The organism is Thiobacillus thioparus DSM 505, from assembly GCF_000373385.1.
GTDB classification, from domain to species: domain Bacteria; phylum Pseudomonadota; class Gammaproteobacteria; order Burkholderiales; family Thiobacillaceae; genus Thiobacillus; species Thiobacillus thioparus.
The window spans coordinates 123,343-136,896 of record NZ_KB891326.1 but is presented as its reverse complement, the minus strand read 5'-3'; the positions used below and the strand labels follow the sequence as shown (position 1 = coordinate 136,896).

Genomic DNA, 13,554 nt, shown 5'->3' with positions numbered 1-13,554 from the left:
TTTCTTTATATGCTAGATTCCAAATGCGACATTATGTCGCAGCGGCAAGTGGTCGGGATGACCGCCTGCCGGATTCGAACGATCCGGATTGTCTAGCGCCAATCCGAATGGAAATGCCGATTATTTTCAAGATGGGTAGCACCACGACATGACACAGGACCATACGCAGGACGATAGCAAACTATCCGATACCCAACCCGATCTCGGCCGCCGAAAATTCATGAACACCGCCGCCCTGGTCGGGCTTTCCGGCGCAGGGCTTTCGCTGGGCCTGTCTGCATGCAACAAGAAATCGGCGCCGGCGACGGATAAAGGCGCCGGCGCGGGTGCCCCCGCGGCCCAGGCCAGCAGTGTCGATTACAGCAAATACGAAGTTCCGCCGGGCCAGCTCGATGAGTACTATTCTTTTTCCAGCGGTGGCCATTCGGGCGAAGTACGCATCTACGGCATTCCATCCGGCCGCGAACTGAAGCGCATCCCGGTCTTCAACATGGATGCCCTGGTTGGCTGGGGCGTCACCAACGAATCCAAGGCGATCCTGGGTACCAAGGCGGACGGCACCCCCAGATACACCACCGGCGACACCCACCACCTGCACCAGTCCTACACTGACGGCGTCTACGACGGCAAGTACATGTTCGTGAACGACAAGATCCATGGTCGCCTGGCGCGCGTCCGCATGGACACCATGGAGTGCGACAAGATCATCGAACTGCCGAATGTCCAGGGTTTTCATGGCACCTTCCCCGACAAGCGTGACCCGGTCGACTCCAGCGTCAATCACACCACCCGCGTGTTCTGCGGCGCCGAATTCGCGATACCCCTACCCAATGACGGGCGGGATCTGGACGACAGCAGCAAGTACAAATCGATCTTCAGCTGCGTCGATTCCAACTCCATGGAGATGCGCTGGCAGGTGCTGATCGACGGCAACTGTGACCTGGTGGCGTCCTCCTACGACGGCAAGCTGGCGGCGACCAACCAGTACAACACGGAGAAAGGCCTCCATTACGAAGACATGATGGCCAAGGAGATGGATGCCTGCCTGTTCTTCAACGTGGCCCGCATCGAAGAGGCTGTGAAGGCGGGCAAGGTGCGCTATATCGGCAGCTCCAAGGTTCCCGTGGTGGATGGCACGATGGAATCCAACCAGGATCCAAAAACCGCGCTGACGTGCTATGTGCCGATCCCGAAGAATCCCCATGGGGTAAACATCAGCCCCGACGGCAAGTACTACGTCTGCTCGGGCAAACTCTCGCCAACCGCCTCGGTCATCGAGCATGCCCTGGTACTGAAGTGGTTCGATGGCGGCCTGGCCAATCCCCGCGACGCAGTGGTCGGCGAACCCGAGATCGGCCTTGGGCCGCTTCACACCGGCTTCGACAATAAGGGAAACGCCTACACCACCCTGTTCCTCGACAGCCAGATCGTGAAGTGGAACGTGGAAGCGGCGATCAAGGCATTCAAGGGCGACAAGCAGGCCAAGGTGGTGCTTGACCGCATCGACGTCCATTACCAGCCCGGCCATGGCTTCACCTCGATGGGCGAGACCAAGGAATCGGATGGCCGCTACTTCATTTCGGACAACAAGTTCTCCAAGGACCGCTTCCTGCCCGTGGGTCCACTGCATGCCGAGACGGCCCAGCTGATCGACATCAGCGGCGACAAGATGAAGCTGGTGGCCGACCATTCGGTGTATTCGGAGCCGCACGACTCGATCATCGTCCGCCGCGACATCATCAAGACGCGCCAGGTGTACAACATGGACGAGTTCCCGCTGGCGGTGAAGGATCCCAAGGACTCGGGCGTCTTCCGCAACGGCAAGAAGGTGACCATCAAGCTCACCAGCCAGGCGCCGGCCTTCAGCCTGCGGGAATTCAAGGTCAAGAAAGGTGACGAGGTGACGATCATCCTGACCAACCACGACAAGGTCGAGGATCTGACTCACGGCTTCGCCATTCCGAAGTACAACATCCAGTTCATCGTCAACCCGCAGGAGACCAAATCGGTGACCTTTGTCGCCGACAAGCCGGGCGTCTATTGGTGCTACTGCACCAATTTCTGCCATGCGCTGCACCTGGAGATGCGCAGCCGCATGCTCGTCGAAGCCTGACCGGTTGCGCTGTTCCGTTCCTGATGGGACGGAACGGACGATCAGGTTCCGAGTCCGCCGGCTTGCCGGCGGACAAACACGCGACTGCGGTATGCTGCGGATTCGTCGCGTGCATCCTGGTTCCGACATTTGCGGTGTTTTTCATGAATTATCTTGCCTGCCCTATCGTCCGCTTCCTGACGATACTCTGTTTGTGTTGCGTCCCGGGACTGGCCGCCGCCGGCAGCTATGAAGCGCCGCTGCCGGTGCAACTCTCCACCGATCCCGATCTGTGCGCGTACGTACCCTGCAAGGACGTGATGCCCGGCGCCGACAGCTTTTCCCCCCGCATGGGTAAACCGGCCTATGTCGAGGCCTACCAGAGACGGAAAGACGGCCATGGCGAGGAGGACCATCACGATGCGGACGACAGCGACAGGAAAAATGACCGCAAGCTGATCGGCTACGTATTTCTGTCCACCGACGTCGTGGATATTCCCGCCTACTCGGGCAAGCCCGTGGTGACGCTGATCGGTATGGATACCAAAGGCATCATCACCGGTGTCCGGGTTCTGAAGCACTCCGAGCCCATCCTGCTGGTGGGCATTCCTGAGTCGCAGCTCACCAAGTTCGTCAAGCAGTACCTCGGCAAGTTCGTCGGCTCCAAAATCGAAGTCGGCTCGTCCCGGCCGGGCGAAGGCATGATCGGGGTCGACGCGATTTCCGGTGCCACCGTGACCGTGATCGCGGAGAACCAGGTCATCCTGCGCAGCGGTCTTGAAGTCGCCCGGCAGGTGGGCATCGTCAAGCCGACGATCCGGCCCCAGGCGAAGTTCAGGGACGTGCCGGGCACGCTGGACTGGCAAGCGCTGCTCAATGAAGGCAGCGTCCAGGAACTCAAGGTCAAGGCAGATGAAATCGGCCAGGGATCCGGCGGACAACCCTACATCGACATCTATTTCGGTTACCTCAACGCCCCGACGATCGGGCGCAGCGTACTGGGCGAGCATGGCTATGCCGCGCTCATGTCCAAGCTCAAGCCGGGCGAACACGCGATCTTCCTGATCGCCGACGGCACGGGATCCTTCAAGGGCTCGGGCTTCGTGCGCGGCGGCATCTATGACCGGGTGCTGGTGTCCCAGGATATTGATTCATTCACCTTCCGCGACCTCGATTATCTCAACCTGTATGGCATCGAGGCGGCCGGCGCGCCCCACTATAGGGAGTCGGCCATCTTCATCATCCGCTCGCCGACCTTCAGTGCGGCCTATCCCTGGAGCCTGGTGTACCTCGCCAACAAGATAGACCGGCAGACCGGCACCAAGACCTTCGCCAGCTTCGACCGGGAATACTGGCTGCCCGCCCGCTACCTCGAAGGCGGGCGCCCGGAAATCGTCAAGCCGGAGGCGACCTGGGTAAAAGTATGGAAGTCGCGCAAGATCGAGGTCGCGCTGTTCCTGCTATGGCTCGTCGCTGCGGGCACCGTCTATGCATTGCGCGACAAGCTGGTCCGGCGCTCGACGATGAAGGACACGCGCTGGAAGGAAATCCCGCGTTACCTGCTGTGGGTCTCGTCGATCGGCTTCGTCGGCTTCTACCTGCTGGCCGTGCCCTCGATCACCCAGGTGCTGACTTGGTTTCACGCCATCCTGTTCGAGTGGCGCTGGGAACTGTTCCTTTCCGACCCCTTCGTCTTCCTGTTCTGGATCTTCATCATCGTCACCACGTTCTTCTGGGGGCGCGGGATGTTCTGCGGCTGGATGTGCCCCTACGGGTCGCTCGCGGAACTGGTCTACCATGTGGCCGGCAAGCTGGGACTGAAGCGCTACCAGCGCCACCTGCTGCCGCAGAATTGGCATGATCGGCTGAAATGGATCAAGTACGGCATTTTTACAATCCTGCTCGCCGTGTCCTTCTATTCCATGGGATTGGCGGAAAAGCTCGCCGAAGTCGAACCGTTCAAAACCACCTTCCTGGTCGGGGTGTGGAACCGCTCCTGGCCTTTCGTGACTTTCTGGACCATCCTGATCGTCGCGTCGGCTTTCTTCGAACGCCCATTCTGCAAGTATCTGTGCCCGCTCGGCGCGGCACTTGCGGTGCCTTCGACCTTCCGCTGGTGGGGGCTTAAGCGCAAGAAGGAATGCGGCCCGTGTGCGGCCTGCCAGGTCGGGTGCGGCTCGCAGGCGATCGACGACGCCGGCCGCATCGACCAGCGCGAATGCCTGCTGTGTCTCGACTGCCAGGTCCTCTATTACGACACCCATGCCTGCCCGCCGCTGGCCCAGGAACGCAAGCGCCGCACCAAGGCCGGCGAGCCGCTGACGGCCATCGGGGCGGACGGCTACTACATCCCCATCGTGCCTGTTGCCGCTGCCGCCTCGCCAGCCACCGCCGTGCGGCAAAGCCTGCCCGCCTTCATCGGACAGGAGTTCTTCGACCATCTGTTCCCCTGGAGCCGTAAGGTCTTCCAACAGCCTATCCTGCTGCAGGCGACCACGTTCGCGCTGACCGTGCTGGTGACCTGGGTCTGGGTGCTCGGCGCAGCGGGCCAGATCGGCCCCGGCATCGTGCTCGGCTGGTGGCTGGGCTGGAGTGCCTACGAACTGGTGGTGCGCATGCGCTGCAAGCCCTACGTCAAGGATGGCCCATGGTGGGGGCGCAACCTGCGTCCAGCCTCCTGGGCCGACATGGCCTCCTACGTGGCATTCAAGAACCTGCTGATTGCCGTCGTGCTGTTCCTGATCATGAAGGGCACGGGGATACTGGATTTCCTGCAAGGCCTGCCGGCGCTGCAATGGTTTTACTAGCCGTCAGGACGACAGCACGGTGGGCGCACGCCGCATGGCCAATCAGGCCGGCCGTGCTGCTCGCCCTCGCTGGCCTGCTGGCTTGCCTGCCGGTCGCAAGGCTGGCGTTCGCCGACATCCTGACGGTGCACCCGGGCCAGTCCATCGGCGCGGCCATCGACCAGGCCCGCCCGGGAGACGAAGTTCGGGTGGAACGTGGCCTGTACCGGGAAAACCTGCTGATCGACAAGCCCCTGACGCTGAAGGGAATCGACCGGCCCACGCTGAGCGGCGGCCTCAAGGGCGACACCATCCGCATCACCGCCGAGGATGTCACCATCGACGGACTGATCGTGCGCGATTCCGGCGACAGCCTGGTCGAGCAGAATGCCGGCATCTACATCCGGCCGGGCGCGAATCGTGCGACCGTGCACAACTGTGACCTGACCTACAATCTTTTCGGCCTGTGGATTGAAAAGGCAAATGACGTACATGTCGAGAACAACCTGATTACCGGCAAGCGCGACTACCGATCCGCCTCGCGTGGCAATGGCATCCAGCTCTACAACACGCAACGGGCGCGCATCGTCGGAAACCAGATCAGCTTCGTGCGCGACGGTATCTACGTGGATGTGTCCCACCATGCAATCTTCCGAAACAATCGCATTCACGATGTGCGCTACGGATCGCATTACATGAACTCCTACTACAACGTGTGGGAAGGCAACGACTCGTACCACAACCGGGGGGGGCTGGCACTCATGGAAGTACGCAACCAGATCGTGCGAAACAACCGCGCCTGGGGCAACTCCGACCACGGGATCATGCTGCGCACCATTCAGGATTCAGTGATCGAGGGGAACATCGTCGCCGGCAATGGCCGGGGATTTTTCATTTACGATGCCGAGTACAACACCATTCGTAACAACCTCGTGATGGATAACACGGTCGGCGTGCATCTGTGGGCGGGCTCCTATCACAACAAGGCGGAAGGCAACGATTTCATCCTGAACCGGACCCAGATCAAGTACGTGGCCAGCCGGGACGAGATCTGGCCCGGCAACTACTGGAGCAACTATGTGGGCTGGGACCGCAACGGCGACGGCATCGGGGATGTGCCCTACGAAGCGAACGACATGGTCGACTACCTGTCCTGGCGCCACCCGATGATGAAGCTGCTGCTGGCCAGCCCGGCCGTGCAGACGCTGCGCATGGTCAGCCAGCAGTTCCCGCTGCTACGCGCCACGAGCATCGTCGACCCCCAACCGCGGATGCAGCCGCACAACCCCGACTGGAGACAATGGCGTGGAATCTTCCCTTCCCACCCTCAATGACGCCGGCGCGTCCCTGATCGTCGCGCACGGGGTGCGCAAGCACTACGGAAACATCCACGCGGTCGACGGCGTCGACCTCGACATCCGTTCCGGCGAACTGTTCGGCCTCATCGGACATAACGGTGCCGGCAAGAGCACGCTATTCAAGATGATGCTCGGCCTGCTCCCCTCTACCGCGGGCGATATCCGCATCGGCGGCGCGCTCGTCACCGGCCGCGATTTCCGTGCCGTACGGCGCACGGTCGGCTACCTGCCGGAAAACGTGGTGCTGTATGACAATCTCACCGGCCTCGAGACGCTCTGGTTCTTTGCCAGGCTGAAAGGCGTCTCGCCGGCGGAGGCGGCGCCGACGCTCGAACGCGTAGGCCTTGCACACGCGGCCAAACGGCGCGTGCGCGAATACTCCAAAGGCATGCGCCAGCGTCTCGGCTTTGCCCAGGCATTGCTCGGCAAGCCGCGCATCCTGTTTCTCGACGAGCCCACCACCGGACTGGACCCGGAGGCGATCCGCAGTTTTTACTCGACGCTCCGACAGCTCAGAAGCGAAGGCGTGACGACGGTCATCACTTCCCACATCCTTGCCGAGATCCAGGAACGCGTGGATCGCATTGCGATCATGACCGCCGGCAAGGTACAGGCCCGCGGCACGGTGCAGGATTTGCGCGAACAGGTGGACCTGCCGCTGTGGTTCAGCGTGCGCGTCGCGAAGGAGGATTTCGAGGCGGTGCGTTCAGCGCTTTCCCATCTGCAGGTGGACGCGATCGAGGCGCACGACGACCATGTGAAGGTGCGGTGCCGGCGCGAGGCGAAGATGGCCGTGATCGAGGCGCTCGCCCGGCTGGATGGCCGGGTCCGCGACCTCACGGTGCGCGAGCCCTCGCTTGAAGACGTGTTCTTCGGTTTTTCGGACTGAGAGGGCGACATGGAAATCGCACAGATCGCCACCATCGCGAGCAAGGAATTCTGGGACCGTATCCGCAACCGCTGGGTGCTGGCCGTGGCGCTGGTATTCACCGCCTTCGCGCTGGTCATCGCCTACTTCGGTGCGGCGCAGCAGGGCTCCGTCGGCTTCCGCTCGATCGACATCACCATCGCCAGCCTGGTCAGCCTGGTCATCTACCTGATTCCCCTGATCGCGCTGGTCCTGGGTTTCGACGCCATCGTCGGCGAGCGCGAGCGGGGATCGCTCGACCTCCTGCTCTCGATGCCCATCACGCGCCTGGAACTGTTGCTGGGCAAATACGTGGGGCTGGCCGCGGCGCTGGCTTTCTCGACCATCGCCGGTTTCGGCCTGGTGGCGATCGTGCTGTCGACCCGGCTCGATCTCAACGCCCTGTACCACTACTTCGGCTTCATGCTCAGTTCGGTGCTGCTGGGCTGCGCCTTCCTGAGCCTGGCGGTGATGCTGTCGGTGTTCGCCGCCGACCGCACCCGTGCCTCGGGGCTCGCGATCGCCACCTGGTTCTTCTTCGTACTGGTGTTCGACCTGCTCCTGCTCGGCGCGCTGGTCGTCACCGGCGGCCAGTGGGGTGGCGAGATCTTTCCCTACCTGCTGCTGGCGAACCCTGCCGACGTGTTCCGCATCCTCAACATTTTTTCCCTGGACGACGTCCGCACCCTGTACGGACTGACGACCGTTTTTCCCCCTGCATTGGCCAATCCCTGGCTACTCGGCCTGGTGATGCTCGCCTGGATCGTGGTGCCATTGGGTATCGCAAGCTGGAGATTCCGCACATGACTTCAATCAGACGTACGCTCATCCTTGTCGCGCTTACGGCAACAACCCTGCTGGCGGCCTGCGGACAGTCCTCCGGCCCGGCCACGGTGGCGCCGCTGGAAATCACCCGCGACACATCCTGCTCCCTCGACGGCATGCTGCTGGCCGACTATCCCGGCCCCAAGGCGCAGATCTTCTACGCTGGGCAGGCGGAGCCGGACTTCTTCTGCGACACCGTGGAGATGTTCCATGTCTATCTCACCCCGGAACAGGTCAGGGATGTACGCGGCATTTTCGTACAGGACATGGGCAAGACGGCCTGGGACGAACCGCACGGCCACTGGATCGACGCGAAATCCGCCTACTACGTCTACGGCAGCAAGCGCGAGGGGTCGATGGGACCGACCATCGCCAGTTTTGCGCTGGAACGGGATGCGACGAAATTCGTTGCCGAATACGGCGGCAAGATCTACCGGTTTGCCGATATCCAGCCCGCCATGGTCGTGCTGAACGGCGGCGTGCTTAACGACAGCCATATGTAAGGACCCCATGCCCGAATTCTTTGAAAGCGTCGCGTTCGAGACGGCAACCGAAATCGAACAACTGGCCCGGTTGGCCTACGAACTGCGCGAGAACCGCCAGACCATCCTGCAGTTCCACCAGGTCGCGGACGAGGCGGCACTGCTGCAGAAAATCCAGGCCGGCGAGGTAGCCGAGCATCCGGCCTATGAACACTATCTGGCGGCCCGGATTCTCGAGGACACCCGCGAAGCGGCCCGGGCTGCGCTGGCCGAGCGCGTGAAAGAGGCCAACAGGACATGAGCCTGCACCTCGAACTCGGCAAAGCAATCGAGCACGCATTCCAGAACGATCTGGATGGGGCGATCGAACACCGGCAGGACGCGCTCAGCGTCCGCCTGAGGAATGGCGTGACGTTGGAAGTGCGTTATGCCGCGTCCGATGCCTATTCCTTGCGCTGGGTTTACGGCGAGGTCGAATCCGGCATCGACACGGCGCCCTTGCATCCCGGCCTGGCAACCTTCCCCAATCATTTCCACGATGCGGCAAACCGCATCGTGGCCGACCCGATCACGCACCCCGATGCCTCGCCGGAAGAGAACCTGCGCCATTTGATCCGCGCCCTGCTCGACGACCCCATGCTAGGCGCCAAGGACATCGGCTGATGCCACGGCCATCCAGACTGCTGTCGTCGGGTGGCCTCACGATCGCCTTCACCATCTCCCTGCTGCTGTTCGCCGATGGGCAACCGGCACGCGACATCGCCCCGTTCAACAATGCGCTGTGCATCGTCGCCCCCGCCACACCCTACGACCCAGCGTCGGGCCTGCCCATGTACGCGCCGCGGCCGATACCCGCCGATGCACGCTGCCCGGTGTGCGGCATGTATCCCGCCCGTTATCCGCGCTGGGCTGCCCAGATCATTTTCAAGGATGGGGCTGCCCATTACTTCGACTCGCCGGTCAACCTGTTCGATTTTCTCCACAAGGTCGATCGCTACGATCGGCGCTACACTTCCGACGACGTTGCCGTGAGCTATGTGCGCGATCTCGAAAGCGGGCGATGGATCGAGGCCGGACAGGCCCATTTCGTCCACGGCTCCGCAGTCACCGGCCCGATGCGCACCGCCGACCTGCCCGCCTTCGCCAGCCGCGCGGCTGCGGATGCCTTTATCCGACAGTATCGCGGTACCGTGCTGACCGCCCCGGACATGACGCCCCGCCTGCTGGCATCCCTGAGCCGCAACGGCCATCACCGACACTGACCCGGGCAGATCGGACGCTCGCGATAGAACCCGCCCAAAAAAACGGGGGCGATCGCTCGCCCCCGTTTCCCAGCAAGCCCGAAGGCTCGAATTCGATTCTTATTTAGCTTTATCCACCATGTAGTTCACCGCAGCCTTGACGTCGTCGTCCGACAGTGTGGTGGAGCCGCCGCGCGCAGGCATCATGCCTTTTGCGCCGGTAAAGCCTTCGAGTGCATGCTTGTACAGAACGTCCATGCCCTGGGCGATACGCGGTCCCCACTCCTCCTTATTGCCGAACTTCGGCGCGCCCGCCGCGCCGGACGCATGGCACATCGAGCAGACGGCGCCGAACACCTTCTTGCCCACGTCGTTCGCGGCCTCTTCAGGCTTGTTTGCGGCTTCGTCATGCTTCTCCATGACGGCTGGTGCCGGTGCGACCGCCTCGGGCGCTGCCGGCGCAGCGGCCTCAGGCGCACTTTCCTGTTTCCCGCAGGCGCCCAACAGCGTTGCGAGTGAGATGGCGAGGATAAGCGATGTTTTTTTCATTTGAGTTTCCTGTTGTGCTGGTAAAGGGGTGTGATTTCTAAAGCGTCCGGCCCAGGCGGCCTGCACATCACATCGGACAGGCCACCTCGTTACGATTCAAAATATAGCACCTCACTTCCGGCCAGTCTTCACCGCTGAAGAGCTACTCCCAATATATCCATTCTCCCGGTCCGCGTTAAGCAAACACCAAAATACCCATTACAAAACATCAGCTTGACAAGCTACTCCCACTACCTCTTTGGAGGTAGAAAGCGTCTCAAAACATACAAATTTCACCCTTTTCATCTACATCCATAGGCATACACTGCGATCAATATTTCAGATAAACCAGTCTTGAAGTCTCTGCAAAGGATGCATCATGGCGACCCAGACACAGAAGCAGATTTCCGTGCTCACGATGAGCACGCTGGCGTTCACCGCCTGCTTCGCCGTATGGATGATGTTCGCCATTATCGGCATCCCTATCAAGAAGATGCTGAGCCTGAACGAGACCGAGTTCGGCATCCTGGTGGCCACGCCGGTGCTGACGGGTTCGCTCATCCGGCTGCCGCTCGGCATGTGGACCGACAAGCTGGGCGGCCGCATCGTCTTTTTCGTATTGATGCTGGCGACCGTCGTGCCGATCTGGCTGATCGGCTACGCCACCGCATACTGGCATTTCCTGCTGCTGGCGCTGTTCGTCGGCGTGGCCGGGGGGTCCTTCTCGGTCGGCATCGCCTACGTGGCCCGCTGGTTCCCGAAAAAACGGCAGGGGTTTGCCATGGGCATCTTCGGCGCCGGCAACTCGGGGGCGGCGCTGACCAAGTTCGTCGCACCCACCCTGGTCGTCGCCTACGGCTGGCAGGCCGTGCCGCACGTGTACGCGGTGGCCATGCTGCTCATGGCCATCCTGTTCTGGATCTTCACCTACACCGACACGGCGCATCACGTGCCCAGCCACATCACGTTCAGGCAACAGCTCGCCGCACTGAAGGATCCCAACGTCTGGAAGCTTTCCCAGTATTACTCGATCGTGTTCGGCGGCTATGTGGCCCTGTCGCTCTGGCTGACCAAGTATTTCATCACCGAGTACGGCTTCTCCATCAAGACCGCGGCATTGATGGCAGCCTGCTTTTCGCTGCCGGGCGGCGTAATGCGCGCGGTGGGCGGTTGGATTTCCGACAAGGTCGGCGCGCACCGGCTCACCTGGTGGGTGATGTGGGTGTCGTGGATCTGCCTGTTCCTGCTGTCCTATCCGCAGACCGACATGGTGATCCAGACCACCAAGGGTGAATTCGCGCTGCATATCGGCCTCAACGTCTGGGTATTCACTGCGCTGCTGTTCGTGCTTGGCCTGTGCTGGGCGTTCGGCAAGGCCTCGGTATTCAAGTACATCTCGGACGAATACCCCGACAACATCGGCGTCATTTCGGGCATCGTCGGGCTGATGGGCGGCCTCGGCGGCTTCGTCCTGCCCATCCTGTTCGGCGCCATCGTCGATCTCACCGGCATCAACAGCGGCATCTTCATGCTGATGTACGGCATCACCTGGGTATCGCTGATCTGGATGTACCTGACCGAGGTTCGCAAGCTGCCGATGATCAGAACTACAGGCGCCGACCCTCTCGAGTAATCCCCTCTTTCAAGCCAGGAGCGATCTATGTCCACCAATATCAAAGAATGGAATCCGGAAGATCCCACTTTCTGGGAAACGACCGGCAGGAAGATTGCCTACCGCAACCTGTGGATCTCGGTGCCGGCCCTCCTGTGCGGATTCGCCGTGTGGCTGATGTGGGGCATCATCACCGTGCAGATGTCCAATCTGGGCTTCCCGTTCAGCCAGGACGAGCTGTTCACGCTGACCGCGATCTCGGGGCTGGCCGGTGCGACGATGCGCATCCCGTCTTCCTTCTTCATCCGGCTGGCCGGCGGGCGCAACGTCATCTTCCTTACCACGTCCATGCTGCTGGCGCCGGCGATTGGCACCGGCATCGTCCTGCAGCATCCCGACTGGCCGTTGTGGAGCTTCCAGTTGATGGCGCTGTGGTCGGGCGTCGGCGGCGGCAACTTCGCCAGTTCGATGTCCAATATCAGCACCTTCTTTCCCAAGCGTCTGCAGGGCACGGCACTGGGGATCAATGCAGGCCTAGGGAATTTCGGTGTCACTACCATGCAGATCCTCATCCCGCTGGTGATGACGGTCAGCGTGTTCGGCGCACTGGGCGGCGAGCCGATGACACTGGTCAAGGACAGCGGCTGGATCTTCGGCAAGATCCTCGCCGGCACCCCCACCTACATCCAGAACGCCGGCCTCACCTGGGTGCTGTCGCTGGTGCCGCTCGGGATCATCGCCTGGTTCGGCATGAACAATCTGCTGCCAGTGTCGCCGGATGCGGGCAACGCCGTCTCCGCCTTCTTCAAGGTCACCTGGCTCTATACCCTGGTATTCGTCCCCGCCATCGGCGGCCTCTACCTCTATCTGCCCGCCCCCACCGGGCTGGGGATGCTCAACATGTGGGTGGCGATGCCGCTCATCATCGTCGTCACGCTGGTGATCCTGAAGCTGGCCGCCTTCGGTCCGATGAAGGAGAACATCGCCAAGCAGTTCGCCATCTTCAACAACAAGCACACCTGGTCGATGACGGCGCTCTACCTCGTCACCTTCGGTTCGTTCATCGGCTTCTCGATGGCGCTGCCGCTGTCGATCACGGTCATCTTCGGCAACAGCCATGTCCTGGATGCCGCCACCGGCGTCTGGACGCATGCGAAAAACCCGCATGCCCCCTCCGCCCTGCAATACGCATGGATCGGCCCCTTCGTCGGCGCGCTGATCCGCCCGGTGGGAGGCTGGATTTCCGACAAGGTCGGCGGCTCCATCGTCACCCAGATCATCTCGGCGGTGATGGTCGCCGCCTCGGTCTACGCCGGCTGGGTTCTGATGCAGGCCTATCAGTCGGCCACGCCCGAGATCTACTTCACCCAGTTCCTGGTGGTGTTCGTGGTGCTGTTCGCCGCCACCGGCATGGGCAACGGCTCCACCTTCCGCACCGTCGGCGTGATCTTCGACCGCGTGCAGGCCGGGCCCGTTCTGGGTTGGACTTCCGCCGTTGCAGCCTATGGTTCATTTATTGCCCCAGAGGTGATCAAGAACCAGATCAAGGCGGGAACCCCGCAAAACGCCATGTACGGCTTCGCCATCTTCTACGCCGTGTGCCTGCTGTTGAACTGGTGGTTTTATCTGCGCAAGAACGCCTACGTCAAGAATCCGTAAGCGGTAAGCGGTGAGCAGGGAGCGGAAAAGCCTCAGTCTCACTCACCGCTTACTGCTCACTGCC

Annotated in this window: 12 protein-coding genes; 11 read left to right on the top strand and 1 reads right to left on the bottom strand. The window is 61.7% G+C overall.

Features of this window, described 5'->3' with window-relative positions; translation table 11 throughout:
- Positions 1 to 148 precede the first annotated feature (148 nt).
- From nosZ to B058_RS0108375, 9 genes are all read left to right on the top strand, one after another.
- Entirely contained in the window at positions 149 to 2,113 is a 1,965-nt protein-coding gene (gene nosZ / locus B058_RS0108415) for a TAT-dependent nitrous-oxide reductase (protein ID WP_018508035.1), read from the top strand.
- A 143-nt stretch (positions 2,114 to 2,256) separates the two neighbouring features.
- Positions 2,257 to 4,899, top strand: coding sequence for a 4Fe-4S binding protein (locus tag B058_RS0108410; protein ID WP_040724054.1), 2,643 nt, complete (start codon positions 2,257 to 2,259; stop codon positions 4,897 to 4,899).
- Between the two features lie 53 nt (positions 4,900 to 4,952).
- Positions 4,953 to 6,212, top strand: a complete 1,260-nt coding sequence (locus B058_RS0108405) for a nitrous oxide reductase family maturation protein NosD (protein WP_018508033.1) — start codon at positions 4,953 to 4,955, stop codon at positions 6,210 to 6,212.
- On the top strand, positions 6,184 to 7,125 hold the full coding sequence (locus B058_RS0108400) for an ABC transporter ATP-binding protein (RefSeq protein ID WP_018508032.1): 942 nt from the start codon (positions 6,184 to 6,186) through the stop codon (positions 7,123 to 7,125). Before B058_RS0108405 ends, B058_RS0108400 begins: the two co-directional genes overlap by 29 nt.
- A 9-nt stretch (positions 7,126 to 7,134) precedes the next feature.
- Complete coding sequence (locus B058_RS0108395; RefSeq protein WP_018508031.1) at positions 7,135 to 7,950, top strand: ABC transporter permease; 816 nt, start codon at positions 7,135 to 7,137, stop codon at positions 7,948 to 7,950.
- Entirely contained in the window at positions 7,947 to 8,471 is a 525-nt protein-coding gene (locus B058_RS0108390; protein WP_018508030.1) for a nitrous oxide reductase accessory protein NosL, read from the top strand. Before B058_RS0108395 ends, B058_RS0108390 begins: the two co-directional genes overlap by 4 nt.
- A 7-nt stretch (positions 8,472 to 8,478) precedes the next feature.
- On the top strand, positions 8,479 to 8,751 hold the full coding sequence (locus B058_RS0108385) for a hypothetical protein (RefSeq protein ID WP_018508029.1): 273 nt from the start codon (positions 8,479 to 8,481) through the stop codon (positions 8,749 to 8,751).
- The gene (locus B058_RS0108380) at positions 8,748 to 9,113 is read left to right on the top strand and encodes a toxin-antitoxin system TumE family protein (protein WP_018508028.1); all 366 of its coding nucleotides are present in this window, start codon (positions 8,748 to 8,750) and stop codon (positions 9,111 to 9,113) included. The genes B058_RS0108385 and B058_RS0108380 overlap by 4 nt, the downstream gene beginning before the upstream one ends.
- Positions 9,113 to 9,712 carry a nitrous oxide reductase accessory protein NosL gene (locus B058_RS0108375; RefSeq protein ID WP_018508027.1) on the top strand — a complete coding sequence of 200 codons (600 nt, stop codon included), beginning with the start codon at positions 9,113 to 9,115 and terminating at the stop codon, positions 9,710 to 9,712. Before B058_RS0108380 ends, B058_RS0108375 begins: the two co-directional genes overlap by 1 nt.
- A 99-nt stretch (positions 9,713 to 9,811) precedes the next feature.
- Here B058_RS0108375 and B058_RS0108370 read toward each other — a convergent pair whose 3' ends face one another.
- Complete coding sequence (locus tag B058_RS0108370; protein WP_018508026.1) at positions 9,812 to 10,240, bottom strand: c-type cytochrome; 429 nt, start codon at positions 10,238 to 10,240, stop codon at positions 9,812 to 9,814.
- 358 nt (positions 10,241 to 10,598) lie between these two features.
- Between B058_RS0108370 and B058_RS0108365 the strand changes: the two genes are divergently transcribed.
- Together B058_RS0108365 and B058_RS0108360 are read left to right on the top strand one after the other, a co-directional pair.
- Positions 10,599 to 11,852: an MFS transporter gene (locus tag B058_RS0108365; RefSeq protein ID WP_018508025.1), complete on the top strand. Its 1,254-nt coding sequence runs from the start codon at positions 10,599 to 10,601 to the stop codon at positions 11,850 to 11,852.
- Between the two features lie 27 nt (positions 11,853 to 11,879).
- Positions 11,880 to 13,490 carry an MFS transporter gene (locus tag B058_RS0108360; RefSeq protein ID WP_018508024.1) on the top strand — a complete coding sequence of 537 codons (1,611 nt, stop codon included), beginning with the start codon at positions 11,880 to 11,882 and terminating at the stop codon, positions 13,488 to 13,490.
- Positions 13,491 to 13,554 lie beyond the last annotated feature (64 nt).